Source organism: Rhodococcus ruber NBRC 15591 (genome assembly GCF_001894945.1).
Lineage (GTDB): Bacteria > Actinomycetota > Actinomycetes > Mycobacteriales > Mycobacteriaceae > Rhodococcus > Rhodococcus ruber.
The window spans coordinates 105,512-126,019 of record NZ_BCXE01000004.1; the positions used below are offsets into that span (position 1 = coordinate 105,512).

The following is a 20,508-nucleotide window of genomic DNA, read 5'->3' on the forward strand; positions in this document are numbered from 1 at the left end:
GCACCGGACTTTGTTCTTAGAAATGCGTAAGTTTGTTGTTTCAGTGCGGAAGATGCTCTACGGTTGCGAGTGACAGCCCTCACCCCCTCATTCGGGAGGACACGCCATGTCACCCGCCGCCCCCTGTACCGTCGTCGTCTTCGGCGGCACCGGCGATCTCGCCGTCCGTAAGCTCCTGCCCGCCCTCTACCTGCGGGATCGGGACGGCCAGCTGCCGCCCGGCAGCCGGATCGTCGGCGCCGCACGCGCCGGCCTCGACACCGACGGCTACCGCGACAAGGTCCGCGGCGAGCTCGCGCGCTTCGTGCCCGCGCCCCTGCTGGACGCCGGCACCCTCACCCGGTTCCTGGACCGCCTCGACTACGTGAGCCTCGACTTCGCAGGCGGGGACGACTGGTCCGCCCTGCACGACGTCCTGCCCCCGGACTCCGTGCGCGTGTTCTACCTCGCCTGCGCCCCTTCGCTGTTCGGGCCGATCTCCCATCACCTCGCCCGGCACGGACTCGTCGAACCGACCTCCCGGGTGGTGCTCGAGAAGCCCATCGGCCGCGACCTCGCCTCCGCCCACGCGATCAACGACGCGGTCGGCGAGGTGTTCGACGAGTCGCAGATCTTCCGCATCGATCACTACCTCGGCAAGGAGAGCGTCCAGAACCTGCTGGTCACCCGGTTCGCCAACACCCTGCTCGAGCCGCTGTGGAACTCGACGTGGATCGACCACGTGCAGATCACCGTCTCCGAATCCCTCGGGGTCGGCACCCGCGGCGGCTACTACGACACCTCCGGGGCCCTGCGCGACATGCTGCAGAACCACCTGCTGCAGGTGCTGTGCCTGGTGGCGATGGAACCGCCGACGGTCGTCGACCGCGAGACGGTGCGCGACGAGAAACTCAAGGTGCTGCAGGCACTGCGTCCGATGACGGCCGAGGACGTCGAAAGATTCACCGTCACCGGGCAATACGGACCCGGACTGGTCGACGGCGGTGCCGTGCCCGGCTATCGCGACGAGGTGGAGAACCCGGACAGCCGCACGGAGACGTTCGTCGCGGTGCGCGCGGAGGTGCGCAACTGGCGCTGGGCCGGTGTGCCGTTCTACCTGCGCACCGGCAAGCGACTCGAGAAGCGCAGCTCCGAGATCGTGGTGCAGTTCAAGGACGTTCCGCACCCGATGTTCCCCCGCGCCGAGGGCGCCACCGAACCCAATCGCCTGGTGATCCGGCTGCAGCCCGACGAGGGCATCTGCCTGCACATGACCGCCAAGGAACCCGGACCCGGCGGGATCCGCCTGCGCCCGGTCTCCCTGGATCTGAACTACGTCGACGCGTTCGACCGGCCCTCGCCCGACGCGTACGAGCGGCTGCTGATGGACGTGGTGCGGGGCGACCCGACCCTGTTCATGCGGCGCGACGAGGTCGAGACCGCATGGGCGTGGGTCGAACCGATCCTGCAGACCTGGGACCGCACCGGCCGGATGCCGCGCCGCTACCCGGCGGGGACGTCCGGCCCCACCGACGCGACCACCCTCATCGAGCGCGACGGACGCGCCTGGTACGAAGGAACTTCCGTATGAGCCATCCCGTTCTGGACCGGGTCACCGACCGCATCGTCCGGCGCAGCCGCGCCGAGCGCGGCGCCTACCTCGAGCGGCTGCGTGCCGCCGCCGACAAGGGCCCCGCCCGCGGGCGTCTCGCGTGCGCCAACCTGGCCCACGGATTCGCCGCCGCCGAACCTGCCGACAAGTCCGCCCTGCGCGGGCTGGTGAAGCCGAACATCGCGATCGTCTCCTCCTACAACGACATGCTCTCGGCGCACCGGCCTTTCGAGGACTACCCGGCGCGGCTGAAGGCGGCGGTCCTCGAGGCGGGCGGCATCGCGCAGTTCGCCGGTGGCGTCCCGGCCATGTGCGACGGCATCACCCAGGGCCGCGACGGCATGCAGCTGTCGCTGTTCAGCCGCGACGTCATCGCAATGTCCACCGCAATCGCGTTGTCGCACGACATGTTCGACGGAGCCCTCATGCTCGGTGTCTGCGACAAGATCGTCCCCGGCATGCTGATCGGCGCGCTCGGCTTCGGGCACCTGCCGACGGTGTTCGTCCCGGCCGGGCCGATGACGTCGGGGTTGCCCAACGGCGAGAAGGCCCGGGTGCGGCAACTCTACGCGGAGGGCCGCGCCGGCCGCGAAGACCTGCTCGAGGCCGAGGCCGCCTCCTATCACGGCGCCGGCACGTGCACGTTCTTCGGCACCGCCAACTCCAATCAGCTGCTGATGGAGGTGATGGGCCTGCACCTGCCCGGCGCGAGTTTCGTCAATCCCGGCACCGAACTGCGGGACGCGCTCACCGCCGAGGCCGCGCGCCGCGTCACTGGCCTGACCGCCCTCGGCTCCGATTTCACCCCGGTCGGTGAGGTCGTCGACGAGCGGGCCGTCGTCAACGGCTGCGTCGCACTGCTCGCCACCGGCGGCTCCACCAACCACACGATGCACCTGGTGGCGATCGCCCGGGCCGCCGGGATCACCCTCACGTGGCGCGACTTGGCGGACCTGTCGGCCGTCGTGCCGCTGCTCGCCCGGATCTACCCCAACGGCGCGGCCGACGTGAACCACTTCCACGCCGCCGGCGGGCTCGGTGTCGTGGTCTCGGACCTGCTCTCGGCGGGCCTGCTGCACGACGACGTCACCACCGTCGCCGGGCCGGGGCTGCACCGGTACACGCAGGAGCCGCGGCTGCGCGACGGGACGCTGCGGTGGGAGGCCGGGCCGTCGGCGAGCCTGGACCACACCGTGCTGCGTGGCGTCGCGGATCCGTTCGCCGTCGACGGCGGGCTCAAGGTGCTCGACGGCAACCTGGGCGAGGCCGTGCTCAAGGTGTCCGCGGTCGCCCCGGAGCACCACGTCGTCACCGCTCCGGCCCGGGTGTTCGACGACCAGGCCGACTTCCTCGCGGCGTTCGAGGCCGGCGAACTCGACTGCGACGTCGTGGCCGTGCTGCGCTACCAGGGCCCGCGCGCGAACGGGATGCCCGAGCTGCACAAGCTCACCCCGGCGCTGGGGGTGCTGCAGGATCGGGGGCGCCGGGTCGCGCTGGTGACCGACGGCCGGATGTCGGGCGCGTCCGGCAAGGTTCCCGCCGCCATCCACGTCACGCCCGAGGCCGCGGCCGGGGGTCCGCTCGCCCGCGTCCGCGACGGCGACCCGATCACCGTCGACGCCGTCGCCGGCTCGCTGTGTGTGCACCTGTCCGACGCCACGCTCGCCGGCCGCGCGGCGACCGGTCACGCCCCCACCGACGACGCCTGGACCGGCACGGGCCGTGAGCTGTTCGCGGGCCTGCGGGCCACCGTGGGCCCGGCCACCCACGGCGCCAGCGTCTTTCAATCCGACTTCGCGTGAAGGAGACCCCGATGAGCCTGCTGGACGTGACCCCCGTCGTGCCCGTCGTCGTGATCGGCGATGCCGCGGACGCCGTCCCGATCGCCCGGGCCCTCGCCGACGGCGGCGTGCCCATGATCGAGCTGACCCTGCGTACCCCGTGCGCCCTCGAGGCGATCGAGCGGATCGCTGACGAGGTCCCCGACATCACCGTCGGTGCCGGCACGATCGTCGAACCCGGCCAGGCCGCGCAGGCCGCGGCGGCCGGTGCGCGCTTCCTGGTGTCGCCGGGCGCGACGGAGTCGCTGCTGAAGGCCATGACCGACACCGGGCTGCCGCACCTGCCGGGGGCGGCGACCGTCTCGGAGGTGCTGCTGCTGCTCGAACGCGGCTACCGCGAGATGAAGTTCTTTCCCGCGGAGGCCGCAGGCGGCACCCGGTTCCTCGCGTCCGTCCACTCCCCCGTGCCGGCGGCCCGGTTCTGCCCCACCGGCGGAATCTCGGTCGCGACGGCCCCCGACTACCTCGCGCTGCCCAATGTGGGCTGCGTGGGGGGCTCGTGGCTCACCCCCGCCGATGCGGTGCAGACCCGGGACTGGGCCCGGATCACCCGCCTCGCGCAGGTGACCACGGGACTGCGCCGGGCCGAGGCGTAGGCGAACCGGACTCGCCTCCGCCCCGCTCGGATGCGGCGGGGGCGAGTCCTCGACGTCACCGCATCCGCGCGCCCGATCGTCGTACGCGACCGCCGCGACGCGCGCGTACGACCGGGCCGGTCGCGGATGTTCCCGGCCGTCCGGAACGAGCGGACGGTCGCGGGCCGGTACCCTGAGCGGATGCGTGAGGACACCGAACATCCCGGCTCGCAGTCGTCGCTGCGTTCGGCCAATCAGCAACGGGTGGTTCGGGTTCTGCAGTCCGGCGGTGAGCTCACGCAAGCGGAGATCGCTCGGCGCACCGGTCTGGCCCCGGCCACGGTGTCGAATCTGGTCCGGGAACTGACAGCCGGCGGTCTGGTGGAGGTGGCCGCCGCCGAGCGTCCGGGCCAGCGGGGACGGGCCGTGAAGCTCACCCGGTCGGCGGGCCTGGCCGTCGGGATCGACTTCGGGCACCGGCATCTCACCGTCGCCGTCGCCGACCTGTCGCACGAGATCCTCGCCGAGAAACGGGTCGAGCTGGCGACCGGGCACCGCGCCGAGGACGGAATAGAAAGAGCCGGAGCGCTTCTCGACGACGCTCTCGTCGAACTCGGGTGCGGCCGCGACGCCGTTGCGGCCGTCGGCATGGGCCTGCCCGCACCGGTCGAGTCCGCCACGCACCGCATCGGTGGGCCGTCGATCCTGCCGGGCTGGGTCGGCGTCGACCCGGCCGCCCTGGCCGCCGAGCGGCTCGCGCTTCCCGTCCACGTCGACAACGACGCGAATCTCGGCGCACTGGCCGAACACATCTGGGGCGCCGGGCGCGGCATGGACGACCTGGCCTACATCAAGCTGTCCGACGGCGTCGGCGCCGGACTGGTCCTGGACGGGCGGCTGTACCGCGGCCGCGCCGGCACGGCTGGGGAGATCGGCCACACCTCCCTCGACGAGTTCGGCCAGGTGTGCCGGTGCGGCAATCGTGGCTGCCTCGAGACGATGGTGGCTTCCCACGTGGTGATCGGGCTGCTCGAGCCGAGCCGGGGGCCCGGCCTGACGATCGCGGACGTGGTGGCGCTCGCCGAGGCCGGCGACGCCGGGTGCGCCCGGGTGCTCGCGGACACCGGCCGTCACGTCGGGGTCGCGGCGGCGGGCCTGTGCAACCTGCTCAATCCGCAGCTGATCCTGATCGGCGGCGAACTCGCGCTCGCGGGCGAGTGGCTGCTCGAGCCGCTGCGCCGTGCGATCGAGCGGTATGCGGTGCCCAGCGCCGCGCGCACCGTGCAGGTGCGGACCGCGGCCCTCGGGGCCCGCGCCCAGGTGCTCGGGGCGGTCGCCCTGGGTCTGCGGGCGGCCAACCCGCACTGATGATCGACTCCGACGACTTCGCGCCCTTCCGCGCCACCGATTGAGTTCAGAATCGAACATAGACGTCCATCCGGATCGATTTGTTCGTTCATTTCTTGACGATAGAGACGTCTTCGCCCTACTGTGGTCCAGCACACAGTTCGCGTGACCGCCGCCACACGCCTCCCGGAACGGGACCGCCGCGGCCGGTTCCCGCCGCCTACGAGGAGTCCCATGAGCAACCACGTCGCGCTCCCGACCGTCCCCGACACCGGGCCCGACACCGCCGGCGCCGCGGTGCCGGTCCGCATCGCCGTCATCGCCGCGCTCGGCGGCCTGTTGTTCGGCTTCGACAGCGCCGTCATCAACGGCGCCGTCTCGGCCATCGAATCCCGGTTCGCCGTCTCGTCCGCCGTCCTCGGCTTCGCCGTCGCCTCGGCCCTGCTCGGCGCGGCCGGCGGGGCCGTTCTCGCCGGCCGCATCGCGGACCGCTACGGCCGCCTCACCACGATGCAGGTCGCCGCCGCGATGTTCCTGGTCAGCGCGCTCGGTACCGGATTCGCCTTCAACGTCGAAACTCTCGTCCTGTTCCGGATCGTCGGCGGCGTCGGCGTCGGACTCGCCTCCGTCATCGCCCCCGCCTACATCGCCGAGATCTCCCCCGCCCGGGTGCGCGGCCGCCTGGGATCGCTGCAGCAGCTCGCGATCGTCGTCGGCATCTTCGCCGCCCTGCTCGTCGACTACGCGCTCGCCGCCCTCGCCGGCGGTTCCCGCGAGGAACTGTGGTTCGGGCTCGAGGCCTGGCGCTGGATGTTCCTGTCCATGATCGTCCCCGCGCTCGTGTACGGATTCCTGACCCTCACCATCCCGGAGTCCCCGCGCTATCTCGTCGCGAAGGGCCGCATCGGCGAGGCCCGCGGCATCCTCGGCATGCTGCTCGGCGAACAGGGCATCGATCTGCGCATCGAATCGATCCGCGCCACCCTCGGCCACGAGCACACCCCGTCGCTGCGCGACCTGAGAGGACCCGCGCTGGGGCTGCTGCCCATCGTGTGGATCGGCATCGGACTGTCGGTGTTCCAGCAGTTCGTCGGCATCAACGTGATCTTCTACTACTCCAGCATCCTCTGGCAGGCAGTGGGATTCGACGAGAGCAGCTCCCTCGTCCTCACCGTCGTCACCTCCGTCGTCAACATCGCCACCACCCTCGTGGCCATCGCTTTCGTCGACCGCGTCGGACGTCGCCCCCTGCTGATCATCGGCTCGGCCGGCATGGCTGTCACCCTCGCCACGATGGCCGTCGTCTTCGCCACCGCCTCGACCACCGTCGTCGACGGTGTGACCACCCCGCACCTGACCGGACTGCAGGGACCGATCGCGCTGATCGCCGCGAACCTGTTCGTCGTCGCCTTCGGCATGTCGTGGGGGCCGGTCGTGTGGGTGTTGCTCGGCGAGGCCTTCCCCAACCGGATCCGCGCGGCGGCCCTGTCGCTCGCCGCCGGTGCGCAGTGGGCGGCCAACTGGGTCGTCACCGTTTCCTTCCCCGCCATGAAGGAACTGTCGCTGGGGATGTCGTACGGCTTCTACGCCGTGTGCGCGGTGCTGTCGCTGCTGTTCGTCCTGCGCTGGGTGAAAGAGACCAAGGGCCGCGAGCTCGAGGACATGGACGCCGCCTAACCCGTCCGGCAACTGAAGTCAGGGAGAGAACAGACATGGCACTGACCATCGGAATCGACGTGGGCGGCACCAAGGTCGCCGCCGGCGTGGTCGACGAACACGGCACCCTGCACGCCCGGCTCCGCCGCGCCACCCCGTCGGACGACCCCGCCCGCACCGAGGACGTCGTCGCCGACGTCGTCCGCGAACTCCGCGCCACGCACGACGTGTGTGCCGTGGGCATCGGCGCCGCCGGGTTCGTCGCCTCCGATCGTCGTACCGTCCTGTTCGCCCCCAATCTCGCGTGGCGCGGCGAACCGCTCGGGGCGGCCGTCGAGGCCGCGTGCGGGTTGCCCACCGTCGTCGAGAACGACGCCAACGCCGCCGCCTGGGGTGAGGCGCGCTTCGGCGCCGGCCGCGGTGCCCGCACCGCGATCGTGCTCACCGTCGGCACCGGCATCGGCGGCGGACTGATCATCGACGGCGCCCTGCACCGCGGATCCTCGGGACTGGCCGCGGAACTCGGCCACCTCAACGTCGAACCGCACGGGCGTCGCTGCGGGTGCGGCAACCACGGCTGCTGGGAGCGGTACGCCAGCGGGCGCGCCCTGGTGCGGGAGGCGCAGGAGATCGCGAGCGTCTCGCCCGCGCTCGCCGGCCGGCTGCTCGAGCTGGCCGGCGGGCGCGCCGAGCAGATCACCGGGCACCACGTCACCACCGCCGCCCGCGAGGGCGACGCCGCCGCGCTCGAGTGCTTCCGCACGATCGGCACGTGGCTCGGGCACGGCATGGCCGACCTCGCCGCGTTCCTCGACCCGGAGGTGTTCGTCCTCGGCGGCGGTGTGTGCGAGGCCGGGGAATTGCTGCGCGGGCCCGCCGTCGCCACGTTCGCCCAGCGGCTGACCGGACGCGGGCACCGCCCGGCCGCCCCGGTGCGCCTGGCCGAGCTCGGCCCCGACGCCGGGATCGTCGGGGCCGCGGACCTGGCCCGGCGCCGCACGGACGACGCCACGCGCCTCGAGGTCGTGGCCGTCGCCTGACCGCCGAGCTGCCGAGCTGCCGAGCTGCCGAGCTGCCGAGCGACTGTACCGTCGACTCGATCCGACGAGGTGGACGGGACATTCGCTCGGTCCCACCCGCTCCCCGCGCGGGTCCCGCCCGCGGTGCCGGAGCTACGTCGGAAAGCGCACCTCGGCAGCGGCGCTGCCATAGGCTCGCACCATGACGGCAACGGCGGCGATCGGCTCACCGGCGGAGCTGACGCGGGCACTGGACACCACCGGGTACCTCGCCGACGACGGGCTCGCGACGGTGGCGTTCCTGGCGCTGCGCATGGGCCGCCCGCTGTTCTGCGAAGGGGAACCCGGCACCGGCAAGACGTCGCTGGCCGTCGCCCTCGCCGACGCGCTGGACCTGCCGCTGATCCGGTTGCAGTGCCACGAGGGCATCGACGCGTCCCAGGCCCTCTACGACTGGGACTTTCCCCGGCAGCTGCTGCACCTGCGCACCCTCGAAGCCGCGAGCGGCGGCCGGCTCGAGGCCGAGGAGGCGGAGCGCTCGCTGTACACCGAGCGGTTCCTGCTCGCGCGACCTCTGCTGCAGGCGCTCACCGACGCGCCGTGCGTGCTGCTCGTCGACGAGATCGACCGGGCCGACGACGAATTCGAAGCCTTCCTGCTGCAGGTGCTCGACGAGAACGCCGTCACCATCCCCGAACTCGGACAGGTGCGGGCGCAGACGCCGCCGCTGGTGGTGCTCACGTCCAACCGCACCCGCGAGGTGCACGACGCCCTGAAACGCCGCTGCCTGTACCACTGGCTCGAACATCCCGACCTCGCGCGGGAGGTGGAGATCCTGCGCCGCCGCATCCCGGGCATCGACGGACACCTCGCGGCGCAGGTCGCGCACGCCGTGCAGACCATGCGCGGGATGGACCTGCTCAAGCCGCCCGGGGTCGCCGAGTCGCTGGACTGGGCCCGAGCGCTGCGGGAACTGGACCGCGACGTGCTCGACGCGGCGACCGCGGCCGCGACGCTCGGCGCCGTCCTGAAGTACCGGGAGGACCTCGACCGAGTGGTCCGCACCGGGCTCGACCGGCTCCTGACAGGGTGAGACCCGCGATGACGACGACCGCCGACGCCGGAGGTTCCCTCGTCGGGATCACCGGCTTCACCCGCGCCCTCGCCGCGGCCGGCCTGTCCGTCGCCTCGGACGCCGCCGTGGCCTACCTGCGCGCCCTGCGCGAGATCGACCTCGGCGACCGCCGGCAGGTGTACTGGGCCGGGCGCGCCACCCTGTGCCACGACCCCGACGACATCCCCCGCTACGACCTCGCGTTCGAGAGCTGGTTCGGCGGAACGGCACCCGAGGTGACGTCGCCGCGCACCCGCACCCGGCGCCGGGCCCGCATCGCGGGCCTCACGCCGTCGGGAGGCGACGAGACCGCCGGCGGCGGCCCCGAACTGCGGGTCGCCGCGGACGACACCGACGTGCTCCGCCGGCGCGACATCGCGGAACTGACCGACGCCGAGCGGGCACACCTCGCGGAGCTGATCGCGACGCTGCATCCTCGGCCACCCACCCGTCCGGCGGTGCGGTTGCGCCCGTCGCGCCGGGGGCGCATCGACCCGCGCCGCACGGTGCGCCGGATGCTCGCGGCCGGCGGCGAACCCGTCCGGCCGAGCCGGCACGGCAGGGCGACCCGGGCGCGCCGCGTGGTGCTGCTGCTCGACGTCTCCGGCTCGATGAGCCCGTACGCGGACGCGCTGCTGCGTTTCGCGCACGTGGTGACCCGCGCCGATCCCGCCCACACCGAGGTGTTCTCCCTCGGCACGCGCCTGACGCGGCTCTCGCGCGCGCTGCGGGCCCGCGACCCGGAACGCGCCCTCGCCGCGGCGGGCCGGGCGGTCCCCGACTGGGCGGGCGGCACCCGGCTCGGCGAGACCCTGCGGGCCTTCCTGGACCGGTGGGGCCGGCGCGGGCTCGCGCGCGGCGCCGTCGTGGTGATCTTCTCGGACGGGTGGGAGCGCGGCGATCCGGCCCTGCTCGCCGAGCAGCTCGCCCAGTTGCGCCGGCTCGCCCACGCCGTGCTGTGGGTCAATCCGCACGCCGGGGCGGCCGGCTACGAGCCGGTGCAGTCCGGCATCGCCGCCGCCCTGCCGCATCTCGACCGTCTGCTCGCCGGGCACAGCCTCGCGACGCTGCAGGAACTGCTGGAGGAGGTCCACCGTGCGTGAGGTTCTCGACGAACTCGACCGTCGCTACCGGGCCGGTGACCCCGTCGCCCTCGGAACCGTGGTCTCGACGTTCCGGTCCGCGCCGCGCGCACCGGGCGCCGCGATGCTCGTCGCCGGGGACGGCACGGTGACCGGCAGTGTCTCCGGCGGTTGCGTGGAAGGCGCCGTGTACGAGCTCGCGCAGCAGGTGCTCGACGACGGGGTGCCCGTGCTGGAGCGGTACGGCGTGTCCGACGACGACGCCTTCGCCGTCGGGCTCACGTGCGGCGGCATCATCGACGTGTTCGTCGAACGGGTGGATGCCGCCACGTTTCCCGAGCTGGGTGAGGTCGTCGCGTCGATGCGGGCCGAGGAGGCCGTCGCGGTCGCCACCGTCACCGAACATCCCGATCCGGCATGGGTGGGGCGTCGCCTGGCGGTGTGGCCGGATCGCGCGCGCGGGTCGCTGGGGTCGGCGCGGGCGGACGACGCCGTCGCCGACGACGCGCGGGGCCTGCTCGCCGCGGGCCGGACCGCGACGCTGCACTACGGGCCCGACGGGCAGCGCCGCGGCGAGGGCATGTCGGTGTTCGTCCACTCCTTCCAGCCGCCGCCGCGGCTGCTGGTGTTCGGCGCCATCGACTTCGCGGCCGCCATGGCGCAGCTCGGCTCGTTCCTCGGCTACCGCGTGACGGTGTGCGACGCCCGGGGCGTGTTCACCACCGCCGCCCGGTTCCCCGCCGCCGACGAGGTGGTCGTGGACTGGCCGCACCGCTACCTCGCCGCCGAGGCGGCCGCGGGTCGCGTGGACTCGCGCACCGTGGTCACGGTGCTCACCCACGACCCGAAGTTCGACGTGCCGCTGCTCGAGGTGGCATTGCGGCTCGACCTGGCCTACGTGGGCGCGATGGGCTCGCGGCGCACGCACGAGGACCGGTCGGCGCGCCTGCGTGCGGCGGGAATGACGGACGACGAGCTCGCGCGGCTGTGCTCTCCCATCGGCCTGGATCTCGGGGCGCGCACCCCGGAGGAGACCGCGGTGTCGATCGCGGCCGAGATCATCGCGCTGAAATGGGGTGGCCGGGGCGAGCACCTCGCCCGCACCGCAGGCCCGATCCACGCCCACGAGGACACCGCGGTGCCGGGGCCGTAGGGCCGCGGCGGTCAGTTCTCGGCGACCACCCGGAACTGCTCGAGCGAGGTGTCGGTCGCATCGGGAATCGTCATCCCGGCATTCACGCCGCTGCGCAGATAGTCGACGACGGCGTCGTCGAGCCGCTCACCCGGCACGACGGCGGGAATGCCCGGCGGGTAGGGGGTGATCTGCTCGGCAGCGATGCGCCCGGTGACACTGCTCGCATCGACCATCTCCGCCTTGCCGAAGAACGCGTCGCGTGGCGACATCACCGAGTCGAGCTGCAGTTCATCGGGGCTCGGCAGAGACATCTGCGGCGGCGGATCGAACGACTCCGCGGCCTGCGACAGCGACTCGAGCGCCGAGACGAGCCGATCGGTGGTGCTCTCGTCGTCGGCCATGGACAACGTCGCCAGGATGCGCCGGTGATCGGTCATGCCGAGGTCGAGCCGGCAGTGCTCGCGCAGCCAGTCGCTGCACTGGTAGCCGGAGACGCCGAGCTCGCTCACGTCGATCAGCACCTGCAGCCGATCCAGGTCGTGCGAGGCCTCCTCGCCGAGCAGCCGGTCCTCGAGGACGGCGAGACCGTCGATCCCGGCGATCCGCTCACGGGTCCGCCGGGCCAGGTGCAGGGCGTCGCCGAGCAGTTCGGTGCCGTACTCGACCATCTGCCGGCGCCACCCGTCGATCGCCGTGTAGATCATCACGTTCGGGCTCGTCGTCATCAGCAGATCGGCGCAGGCCGACAGGTGTGCGCCGTCCACCAGGTCGCCCTGCAGGTGATAGACCGATCCCTGCTCGAAACCGGCACCCATCTTGTGGACGCTGACGACACAGATGTCGGCGTCGGCGTCCATCGCCCAGGTGGGCAGGTCGTCGTGGAACGGCAGGTGCGCACCCCACGCCTCGTCGACGATGAGGGGCTTGCCCCGCTCGTGACAGACGTTCGCGATGCCCTCGATGTCGGCGCACGTGCCGTAGGGACTGGGACTGACGATCAGCGCGCCGGCCGCGTCCGGGTACTTCTCCCACGTCTCGCGCACCTGTTCCGGCGACGGCGGATGCGAGAAGTGCATCTCCTCGTCCCAGCGGGGCGTGATCCAGCGGGGCGTGACGCCGCTGAAGATCAGACCGGCCACGATCGACTTGTGCGAGTCCCGGCCGACGAGCAGTCCCCCCGGGTCGTTGCCCGCCACCGCCATCATCGCGGCCTTGACCGACAGCGAGCTTCCGCAGGTGGAGAAGAACGCCTGCTGCGCTCCCACCGCCTCGGCCATGAGCTGCTCGGCCCGCGACAGGTAGCCGTTGCGCGACCTGCGGTCGTCGAGGCCGCCGGAGGCGAGCACGTCCGAGCGGAAGGGGTCGAGCCCGAGCACCTTCTTCACCCGCGGGTCGGCGCCGCGCCCCTGGCGGTGGCCGGGCGGGGAGAACCCGTAGCGGTCGAGTCGGTGGTACTGATCCAGCGCATCCAGCATGGGAGTTTCGGACTGGTCCATGCCCGACGGGTACCCCGCGCGCGCCCCCGCGACGCGGGTCAGCTTCGCGAATCGTTCCCGACGCGGAACCGGGTCCGGTAGCACTCGGCCGCCTCGTCGAGCAGCTCGTCGGACAAGCGCGCCAGCGGGCGGGCGCGCACGACGAGCGGTTCGTGGTCCGGTCCCTCGCCGACCACCGTGCCGGTCAGCAGCCACGCGAATCGGCCGCTCTCGCGGCCCAGCTCGGCGTACTTGCGGATCCGGCGCGCCACCCAGTCGACGGCGGGCCGCGGCCACCACGGCTCCGGGACGATCCTGGTCACCGACAACCCGGGCAGTGTCACGTCGGCCTCGTAGTCCCGGCTCGGGCCCTTCCGCGCATCGCTGTCCGGTCCCTTCGAGTACCGCAGGTAGATCTCGGAGTCGTGGGACATCACCAGGTCCGTCAGTTCCGCCAGGCTGCCGACGACGGGCAGGTCCCGGCCGGCGCCTCGCTCGACGATCTCCTCCACCGTGGTCACCTCTCACCTCCGCCTGTCGTTCTCCGACGAACGTGTCCGTGCGGATTCCCTCGCTCCGGTCGTCGCAAACGCGGGAACGAGGTTGATCCGCCACCGATTCGGCGAATCGGCGTGTTCGGTGGTCACCGTTGGAGCACAGTGTCAGTGAACACTTCTCGACGATCTTGGATCCCGGATGTTCCCGGCATTGGAGGCCCGATGCGCATCACTGTCACCGTCGACGGGACGGCCTACACGGACGAGGTGGAACCGAGGCTGCTGCTCGTGCACTATCTGCGCGAGCGGCTCGGCAAGGTCGGCACCGTGGTCGGCTGCGACACCAGCAACTGCGGCGCCTGCACCGTCCATCTCGACGGCCGCAGCGTCAAGTCCTGCTCGGTGCTCGCCGTGCAGGCCGACGGTTCGGAGGTCACCACCGTCGAAGGCCTGTCCCGCGACGGCGTGCTGCACCCCGTCCAGCAGGCGTTCCACGACAACCACGCCCTGCAGTGCGGCTACTGCACGCCCGGCATGATCATGTCGACGATCGACCTGCTCGAGGAGAATCCCGATCCCGACGAGCAGGAGGTGCGGCTCGGCCTCGAAGGCAACCTGTGCCGCTGCACCGGCTACCAGAACATCGTGAAGGCGGCACTGGACGCGGCGCAGAAGGCCCGCGCCGCCGAACTGCAGACCGACGCGGCCGCGGGAGGCGGACGATGACCAGTACCGTCGAACCGGAGATCGGCCAGGCGCGGCGGCGCAAGGAGGACGAGCACCTCGTCACCGGACGCACCCGCTGGACCGACAATCTCGTCCTCCCCGGGATGCTGCACATGGCGATCCTGCGCAGCCCGTTCGCCCACGCCCGCATCACCTCGATCGACACGTCGGAAGCCCGGCAGAGGCCCGGCGTGGTGGCGGTGCTCACCGGTGCGGACGCCTCACCGGAGCAGGGCAGCCTGCCGTGCGCGTGGGTGATCACCCCCGACATGAAGATCCCGCCCGCGCCGTCCCTGGCCGTCGACACGGTCAACTTCGCCGGGGAGGCCGTCGCCGTCGTCGTCGCGCGCAGCGCCTACGAGGCGCACGACGCCCTCGAGGCGATCGACGTGGACTACGACGACCTGCCCGTGGTCCTCGACCTGGCGGACGCGGCCCGCGACGGCGCCGACCTCGTGCACCCGGACCTCGGCACCAACGTCAGCGCGACGTGGACGTTCGATTCCGCCGAGGCCGGTACCGGGGGCGACGTCGAGCAGGCCATCCGGGACGCCGAGGTGGTCGTCGAGCGTACGTTCCGGCAGCAGCGGCTCATCCCGGCGTTCATGGAGCCGCGCTCCGTCGTGGTCGACCCGACCGGCCCGCAGATCACGGTGTGGTCGGCCACGCAGGTCCCGCACATCCTCAAGATCATGCTGGCGATGACGCTCGGCATCCCCGAGCACAAGCTGCGGGTGATCGCCCCGGACGTCGGCGGTGGTTTCGGCGGCAAGCTGCAGGTGACGCCGGAGGAGCTGCTCGCCCTGCTCGTCGCGCGCCGGCTCGGGAAACCGGTGAAGTACACCGAAACCCGCAGCGAGTCGATGGTCGCGGCGCATCACGGCCGCGACCAGATCCAGAAGCTCACCCTCGCCGCGCGCCGCGACGGCACCGTCGTCGGCCTGAAGGTGGAGCTGCTGGCCGACATGGGCGCCTACCTGCGGCTGGTCACCCCGGGTGTACCGATCCTGGGTGCGTTCATGTTCAACGGCATCTACAAGTTCGGCGCCTACCACTTCTCCTGCACCAACGTGTTCACCAACAAGGTGCCCACCGACGCCTACCGCGGGGCAGGCCGGCCGGAGGCGACGTTCGGAATCGAACGCATCATGGACGAACTCGCCGCCGAACTGTCGATGGATCCGCTCGAGCTGCGAGCGAAGAACTGGATCCGGCACGAGGAGTTCCCGTTCGACACCGTCGCGGGCCTGACGTACGACTCGGGCAACTACGAGGCCGCCACCGCGAAGGCCCGCGACCTGTTCCACTACGACGAGCTGCGCCGTGAGCAGGAGGAACGCCGTCGCCGGAACGATCCGGTCCAGCTCGGCATCGGGGTGTCGACCTTCACCGAGATGTGCGGCCTGGCCCCGTCGCGGGTGCTCGGCTCGCTCAACTACGGGGCGGGCGGCTGGGAGCACGCCGCGATCCGGATGCTGCCCACCGGCCGGGTCGAAGTGGTGACCGGCTCGTCGTCGCACGGGCAGGGGCACGAGACGGCGTGGAGCCAGATCGTCGCCGACCGGCTCGGCGTGCCGTTCGAGGATGTCGAAGTGCTGCACGGCGATACGCAGACCTCCCCGCGCGGGCTGGACACCTACGGATCCCGGTCGCTGGCCGTGGGCGGCGTGGCGGTGGTCAAGGCCGCGGAGAAGGTGATCGCGAAGGCCCGTCCGATCGCGGCGCACATGATGGAGTGCTCGGAGGACGACCTCGAGTTCGCCGAGGGCCGGTTCCGGGTCCGCGGCACCGAGAAGGCCGTGGGCATGAGCGACATCGCGCTCGCGGTGTTCACCGCCGCGGACCTGCCCGAGGGCATCGAACCCAACCTCGATTCCGAGGCCACCTACGACCCGGACAACTTCTCGTTCCCGCACGGCACGCACCTGTGCGCCACCGAGGTGGACACCGAGACCGGGCAGGTGCGTATCCGCTCGTACGTGTGCGTCGACGACGTCGGGCACGTCGTCAACCCGCTCATCGTGGAGGGCCAGGTGCACGGCGGCCTCGCCCAGGGCATCGCGCAGGCTCTGTACGAGGAGGCCGTGCACGACGAGTCCGGCACCCTGCTCAGCGGCTCGTTCGCCGAGTACCTGCTGCCGTCGGCCGCGGACCTGCCGACGTTCACCACCGACCGCACCGAGACCCCCGCGACCGGAAACCCGCTGGGCGTCAAGGGGGTCGGTGAGTCCGGCACGATCGCCTCCACGCCGGCGGTGGTCAACGCCGTCCTCGACGCCGTGCGCCATCTCGGCGTGCGGGACATCGAGATGCCGTGCACGCCGATGCGGGTGTGGCACGCCGTCGAATCAGCTCGGAACTCGGCTCAGGGAGGCGTCCGATGATCCCGTCGACGTTCGACTACGTCGCGCCCACCACCGTCGACGAGGCCGTCGCCGCCCTGGCCTCGGCGGGGGAGGACGCCAAGATCATCGCCGGGGGGCAGTCCCTGATGCCGGTGCTGCGGCTGCGGCTGGCGGCCCCCACCACGCTCGTCGACCTCGGACGGGTCCCGGAGTTGCGGGGTGTCCGCGAGGACGGCGGCGACCTCGTGATCGGGGCGATGACCACGCACCACGACGTGATCCACGATCCACTCGTGCGGGAGCACGCCCGGTTGCTCGCCGAGGCCACGAGCACGGTGGCCGACCCCCAGATCCGGCACCGGGGCACCCTCGGCGGGGCTCTGGCCCACGCCGATCCCGCCGGGGATCTCGGCGCGCCGGTGCTCGCGCTCGAGGCGACCCTTGTCGCGGCGGGACCGTCGGGGCGGCGCAGCATCCCCGTCGCGGACTTCTTCGACGACTACTTCACCACCACCCTGCAACCCGATGAGATCCTCGTCGAGGTGCGGATCCCCAAGCGCACGGGATGGGCGGCGCGGTACGAGAAGTTCAACCGGGTGGCGCACGCCTGGTCGATCGTCGCGGTCGCCGCCACCGTGCAGACGGACGGCGGCACGATCCGGCAGGCCCGGGTGGCGCTGACCAACATGGCGGCCGTGCCGGTCCGCGCGCACGCCGTCGAGCAGGCACTCGTCGGGCAGCCCGCGACGGCCGACACCATCCGGGCCGCCGCCGAGCGGGCCACCGAGGGCACCTCCCCCATGAGCGACGGCAACGCCGACGCCGACTACCGTCGCCAGCTCGCGCGGGTGCTCACGCGCCGTGCGGTGTCGACGGCAGCGGACGTCGCCTGAGCAAACACTGGAGACGAAAACCATGCAACTCGAACACCACATGTCCGTGCCGGCACCCGTCGACGAGGTGTGGACGGCACTGCTCGATCCGGAGAAGGTGGCACCCTGCATGCCCGGGGCCACCCTCACCGGCGTCGACGGCAACGCCTTCACCGGCACGGTGAAGATCAAGATGGGGCCGGTGCAGCTGCTGTACAAGGGCACCGGCAAGTTCGTCGAGACCGACGAGCAGGCGCGTCGCGCGGTCATGGAGGCCGCGGCGAAGGACTCGCGCGGCAACGGCACCGTGAACGCGACGTTCACGATCACGCTCACCGGCGACGGCGACCGCACCGAAGGCACCGTCGTGACCGACCTGTCCATCACGGGCAAGCCCGCCCAGTTCGGCCGGGGCATGATCTCCGACGTCGGCGGCAAGATCATCGAGCAGTTCACGGCGTGCCTGGCGGACAAGCTCGGCGGCCCGCCCGCCGCCCCGGCCCCGGCCCCGACGCCGGAAGCGGTCACACCCGCCGCGCCCGCCGCACCGGCGGTCGCGCCGGTGACCCCGGCCCCGGCGGCGCAACCCACCGAGGCTGCCCCGCTGGACCTGATGCAGTTCGCCCGCGGGTCGGTGCTGAAGAGGGTCGGGCCGGCGGTGGCCGTCGGGGCGCTGCTGGCGCTGATCATCTACCTGGTGCTGCGGCGCCGACAGGGGTGAGCCGAGGCCGCCGAGCCCGCCGAAAACGCACGGACCCCGCCGGCGCATACATCCGAGAGCGCCGGCGGGGTCGTCGGGCGCCGGCACGACCGCGAGGTCCTTCCGGCGGATCACCCACGCAGGGGGGAGTGGGTGATCGCCCTCCACGCTAACGCGACACGAAACCCGTGCGCCGCCCCCGCAGCACGAAAGACGCAACCGTTGCGGGATCGATATCCGCCGCGGCCCGACGGAATGAAACCGGAACCGGTGGAGGTTGGACTCGGCGTGACGGATTCGACGAAGGCAGAGAACTCGACGCAGACTCCCCCGCTCGGCCGTTTCGGCGTCTGGCGGCACGCGACCGGTCTCCCCCCGGAGACCGGGGCCGAGATCGAGAAACTCGGTTACGGCACGATCTGGATCGGCGGCTCACCGCCCGCCGACCTCGAGGTGGCCGAACGCCTCCTCGACGCCACCGAGACCGTGGTCGTCGCCACCGGCATCGTCAACATCTGGACCGCTCCCGCCGACGAGATCGCCGCCTCCTACCACCGGCTCGAGGAGCGCCACCCCGGCCGCTTCCTGCTCGGGGTCGGCGTCGGCCACCCCGAGGCGCACGGTGAGACGTACCGCAAGCCGTACACGGCGCTGGTCGAATACCTGGACGTGCTCGACCGCGAGGGCGTACCCGCGGCGCGGCGGGTGCTCGCCGCGCTGGGACCGAAGGTGCTGAAGCTGTCCGCAGACCGGTCCGCCGGGGCCCATCCCTACCTCACCACCCCCGAGCACACCCGTGAGGCGCGCGACGTGCTCGGCCCGGACGTCGTGCTCGCGCCCGAGCAGAAGATCGTGCTGTCCACCGACGTCGCCACGGCCCGCGACGTCGGCCGCAAGGCCGTGGCCAACCCGTATCTGAAACTGCGCAACTACCGCGCGAATCTGGAACGCACCGGCTTCACCGCCGAGGAACTCGACAACGACGGCACCGACCGGGTCGTCGACGCACTCGTCGCGCACGGCGACGCGGAGTACATCGCGACCCGGCTGCGAGAGCACCTCGACGCCGGGGCGGACCACGTCGCGGTGCAGACCCTGCCGATGCGCGACGACCCGGTCCCGGCCCTGCGCGAGGTAGCCGCAGCTCTCGGGCTCTGACACCCGGACGGGACCGCGCCGGCCGGTGCGGTCCCGTCCTCCGCGGCGGGAGCGGTGCGGCGCCGATTCACCGGTCCCCGCTCCGGATCCGGACGCAGCAGAATCCCGGTTCCGGGGCAAGCTCGGTGTCGAGCTCGGCAGTGTCGAGACCGGCAGCCCCGAGCCCGGCGACGACCGCCTCGACCAGAGCGAGGTTCATGCCGCAGACCAGGTCGCGGTGTTCGCCGGCCAGCCGGTCGAAGGGGCAGTTCGCCAACCGGATCTGCCCGTCGCCGGACAGGCGCGGCTCGTAGCCGTGCCGGGCGAGCACCCGCGCCACGCCCTCGAGGCCGGCCGGTGCCTCGACATCGCCTCCGTTCGCGGGGCCGTCCGCCGGGGCCGGCTCCGCCGCGATCCGCCGTCCCCGCTCGGCGGCGGCGGCCCGCACCGCCTCCGCGACGGGCACCGACTCACGCATCGACCGCTCGATGGCAGTTGCCAGAATCTCCCCCGCCAGGTCGTAGCGACGCTCGGGCAGGGAGATCGATAATTCCTGCGACGAGCGCCGGTAGAGCTTCGACGGCCGTCCTGCGCCCGGGCCGGTCCGTCCCGAAAGCCGTCGGAACTCCGTCTCGAGCAGACCGTCGACGACGAGCCGGTCGAGATGGAATTTCGCCGCATGCACCGGCACCTCCACCGCGGCCGCCGCCTCCTCGCGCCCGACCGCGTCCGCCTGCGCGACGACGTAGCGGTAGAGCGAGCGCCGGACCGGGTCCGCCAGCGCCCCGATCCCTGCGGCCTGCTCCGCGAACTCGTCCTGCACGCTCGTCCTCCTTCTAAAAGAGAAACTTCTTGACGTAATCTACGTCACATATCTAAAATAGAGCCTACTCTCTTTTAGAAGTCAGGAGACTTCGATGAGCCCCTCACCTCTCTCCCCTGCCACATCCCCTCACACCCGCACCGACGCCGAGGTCGGAGCACGCCAGGCATTCATCCTCCTCCGGACCGTCTTCACCGTCGCTCCGATCGCCTTCGGCCTCGACAAGTTCACGAACCTGCTCACCGAGTGGGAGCACTATCTCGCCCCCTGGATCGACGACATCGTCCCCGGCACCGCCCACCAGGCCATGCTCGCGGTGGGAGCGGTCGAGATCCTCGCCGGCATCCTCGTCGCGATCCGGCCTGCGATCGGCGGCTACGTCGTCGCCGCATGGCTGCTCGGCATCATCGTCGATCTGCTCACCCTGGGCGGCTACCTCGACATCGCACTGCGCGACGTCGGACTGGCGGTCGCCGCCCTCGCCCTGGCCCGGCTGGCTACCGCCCCGGCCGCCCGGCGCAGAGTCGCCGCCGGCGCCCCGTGAATTCGAGCGGCAGGGCCACGGCGGACGCC

Annotated in this window: 18 protein-coding genes; 15 read left to right on the top strand and 3 right to left on the bottom strand. The window is 71.9% G+C overall.

The features are described from left to right. Positions 1-106: 106 nt before the first annotated feature. The 9 genes from zwf (at position 107) to RR3_RS04605 (ending at position 11,378) form a co-directional block, all read left to right on the top strand. A complete protein-coding gene (zwf, locus tag RR3_RS04565; RefSeq protein WP_040269971.1) occupies positions 107-1,570 on the top strand; it encodes a glucose-6-phosphate dehydrogenase in 1,464 nt (487 codons plus the stop codon). Continuing rightward, the gene (gene edd, locus RR3_RS04570; protein ID WP_064066244.1) at positions 1,567-3,393 is read left to right on the top strand and encodes a phosphogluconate dehydratase; all 1,827 of its coding nucleotides are present in this window, start codon (positions 1,567-1,569) and stop codon (positions 3,391-3,393) included. Before zwf ends, edd begins: the two co-directional genes overlap by 4 nt. An 11-nt stretch (positions 3,394-3,404) precedes the next feature. Next, entirely contained in the window at positions 3,405-4,028 is a 624-nt protein-coding gene (eda, locus tag RR3_RS04575; protein WP_010594150.1) for a bifunctional 4-hydroxy-2-oxoglutarate aldolase/2-dehydro-3-deoxy-phosphogluconate aldolase, read from the top strand. Between the two features lie 180 nt (positions 4,029-4,208). Next, a complete protein-coding gene (locus RR3_RS04580) occupies positions 4,209-5,375 on the top strand; it encodes an ROK family transcriptional regulator (protein ID WP_048771675.1) in 1,167 nt (388 codons plus the stop codon). 213 nt (positions 5,376-5,588) lie between these two features. After that, positions 5,589-7,031 (top strand): sugar porter family MFS transporter, encoded by a 1,443-nt coding sequence (locus tag RR3_RS04585; protein WP_010594153.1) that lies wholly within the window; start codon positions 5,589-5,591, stop codon positions 7,029-7,031. 35 nt (positions 7,032-7,066) lie between these two features. Continuing rightward, complete coding sequence (locus RR3_RS04590) at positions 7,067-8,050, top strand: ROK family glucokinase (protein WP_010594154.1); 984 nt, start codon at positions 7,067-7,069, stop codon at positions 8,048-8,050. 181 nt (positions 8,051-8,231) lie between these two features. Further along, positions 8,232-9,122: an AAA family ATPase gene (locus tag RR3_RS04595; protein WP_064066245.1), complete on the top strand. Its 891-nt coding sequence runs from the start codon at positions 8,232-8,234 to the stop codon at positions 9,120-9,122. An 8-nt stretch (positions 9,123-9,130) separates the two neighbouring features. Next, positions 9,131-10,246, top strand: a complete 1,116-nt coding sequence (locus tag RR3_RS04600; protein ID WP_064066246.1) for a vWA domain-containing protein — start codon at positions 9,131-9,133, stop codon at positions 10,244-10,246. Then, positions 10,239-11,378: an XdhC family protein gene (locus tag RR3_RS04605; protein WP_064066247.1), complete on the top strand. Its 1,140-nt coding sequence runs from the start codon at positions 10,239-10,241 to the stop codon at positions 11,376-11,378. The genes RR3_RS04600 and RR3_RS04605 overlap by 8 nt, the downstream gene beginning before the upstream one ends. Positions 11,379-11,389: 11 nt before the next feature. On the opposite strand, the gene RR3_RS04610 is transcribed toward RR3_RS04605, so the two are convergent. Both RR3_RS04610 and RR3_RS04615 read right to left on the bottom strand, forming a co-directional pair. Next, positions 11,390-12,856: an aminotransferase class I/II-fold pyridoxal phosphate-dependent enzyme gene (locus RR3_RS04610; RefSeq protein WP_064066262.1), complete on the bottom strand. Its 1,467-nt coding sequence runs from the start codon at positions 12,854-12,856 to the stop codon at positions 11,390-11,392. A 38-nt stretch (positions 12,857-12,894) separates the two neighbouring features. Then, positions 12,895-13,356: a DUF6098 family protein gene (locus tag RR3_RS04615; RefSeq protein ID WP_064066248.1), complete on the bottom strand. Its 462-nt coding sequence runs from the start codon at positions 13,354-13,356 to the stop codon at positions 12,895-12,897. A 198-nt stretch (positions 13,357-13,554) separates the two neighbouring features. Here RR3_RS04615 and RR3_RS04620 point away from each other — a divergent pair, with 198 nt between their 5' ends. The 5 genes from RR3_RS04620 (at position 13,555) to RR3_RS04640 (ending at position 19,133) form a co-directional block, all read left to right on the top strand. Continuing rightward, complete coding sequence (locus RR3_RS04620) at positions 13,555-14,058, top strand: (2Fe-2S)-binding protein (protein WP_003938697.1); 504 nt, start codon at positions 13,555-13,557, stop codon at positions 14,056-14,058. Beyond that, entirely contained in the window at positions 14,055-16,442 is a 2,388-nt protein-coding gene (locus tag RR3_RS04625; protein ID WP_010594160.1) for a xanthine dehydrogenase family protein molybdopterin-binding subunit, read from the top strand. Before RR3_RS04620 ends, RR3_RS04625 begins: the two co-directional genes overlap by 4 nt. After that, the gene (locus RR3_RS04630; protein WP_010594161.1) at positions 16,439-17,296 is read left to right on the top strand and encodes an FAD binding domain-containing protein; all 858 of its coding nucleotides are present in this window, start codon (positions 16,439-16,441) and stop codon (positions 17,294-17,296) included. Before RR3_RS04625 ends, RR3_RS04630 begins: the two co-directional genes overlap by 4 nt. 22 nt (positions 17,297-17,318) lie before the next feature. After that, positions 17,319-17,996 (top strand): SRPBCC family protein, encoded by a 678-nt coding sequence (locus RR3_RS04635; protein WP_064066249.1) that lies wholly within the window; start codon positions 17,319-17,321, stop codon positions 17,994-17,996. Between the two features lie 234 nt (positions 17,997-18,230). Beyond that, the gene (locus RR3_RS04640; RefSeq protein WP_010594164.1) at positions 18,231-19,133 is read left to right on the top strand and encodes an LLM class F420-dependent oxidoreductase; all 903 of its coding nucleotides are present in this window, start codon (positions 18,231-18,233) and stop codon (positions 19,131-19,133) included. A gap of 67 nt (positions 19,134-19,200) precedes the next feature. Here the strand turns inward: RR3_RS04640 and RR3_RS04645 are convergent, their stop codons facing one another. Then, positions 19,201-19,935: a helix-turn-helix transcriptional regulator gene (locus tag RR3_RS04645; RefSeq protein ID WP_064066250.1), complete on the bottom strand. Its 735-nt coding sequence runs from the start codon at positions 19,933-19,935 to the stop codon at positions 19,201-19,203. Between the two features lie 94 nt (positions 19,936-20,029). Here RR3_RS04645 and RR3_RS04650 point away from each other — a divergent pair, with 94 nt between their 5' ends. Further along, positions 20,030-20,479: a hypothetical protein gene (locus RR3_RS04650; RefSeq protein WP_010594166.1), complete on the top strand. Its 450-nt coding sequence runs from the start codon at positions 20,030-20,032 to the stop codon at positions 20,477-20,479. Positions 20,480-20,508 lie beyond the last annotated feature (29 nt).

What these genes read in the sequence shown, in the direction of transcription:
- zwf (WP_040269971.1), top strand. Translation starts at nt 107, where the DNA reads ATGTCACCCGCCGCCCCCTGTACCGTCGTCGTCTTCGGCGGCACCGGC.
- edd (WP_064066244.1), top strand. Translation starts at nt 1,567, where the DNA reads ATGAGCCATCCCGTTCTGGACCGGGTCACCGACCGCATCGTCCGGCGC.
- eda (WP_010594150.1), top strand. Translation starts at nt 3,405, where the DNA reads ATGAGCCTGCTGGACGTGACCCCCGTCGTGCCCGTCGTCGTGATCGGC.
- RR3_RS04580 (WP_048771675.1), top strand. Translation starts at nt 4,209, where the DNA reads ATGCGTGAGGACACCGAACATCCCGGCTCGCAGTCGTCGCTGCGTTCG.
- RR3_RS04585 (WP_010594153.1), top strand. Translation starts at nt 5,589, where the DNA reads ATGAGCAACCACGTCGCGCTCCCGACCGTCCCCGACACCGGGCCCGAC.
- RR3_RS04590 (WP_010594154.1), top strand. Translation starts at nt 7,067, where the DNA reads ATGGCACTGACCATCGGAATCGACGTGGGCGGCACCAAGGTCGCCGCC.
- RR3_RS04595 (WP_064066245.1), top strand. Translation starts at nt 8,232, where the DNA reads ATGACGGCAACGGCGGCGATCGGCTCACCGGCGGAGCTGACGCGGGCA.
- RR3_RS04600 (WP_064066246.1), top strand. Translation starts at nt 9,131, where the DNA reads ATGACGACGACCGCCGACGCCGGAGGTTCCCTCGTCGGGATCACCGGC.
- RR3_RS04610 (WP_064066262.1), bottom strand. Translation starts at nt 12,856, where the DNA reads ATGGACCAGTCCGAAACTCCCATGCTGGATGCGCTGGATCAGTACCAC.
- RR3_RS04620 (WP_003938697.1), top strand. Translation starts at nt 13,555, where the DNA reads ATGCGCATCACTGTCACCGTCGACGGGACGGCCTACACGGACGAGGTG.
- RR3_RS04625 (WP_010594160.1), top strand. Translation starts at nt 14,055, where the DNA reads ATGACCAGTACCGTCGAACCGGAGATCGGCCAGGCGCGGCGGCGCAAG.
- RR3_RS04630 (WP_010594161.1), top strand. Translation starts at nt 16,439, where the DNA reads ATGATCCCGTCGACGTTCGACTACGTCGCGCCCACCACCGTCGACGAG.
- RR3_RS04635 (WP_064066249.1), top strand. Translation starts at nt 17,319, where the DNA reads ATGCAACTCGAACACCACATGTCCGTGCCGGCACCCGTCGACGAGGTG.
- RR3_RS04640 (WP_010594164.1), top strand. Translation starts at nt 18,231, where the DNA reads ATGAAACCGGAACCGGTGGAGGTTGGACTCGGCGTGACGGATTCGACG.
- RR3_RS04650 (WP_010594166.1), top strand. Translation starts at nt 20,030, where the DNA reads ATGAGCCCCTCACCTCTCTCCCCTGCCACATCCCCTCACACCCGCACC.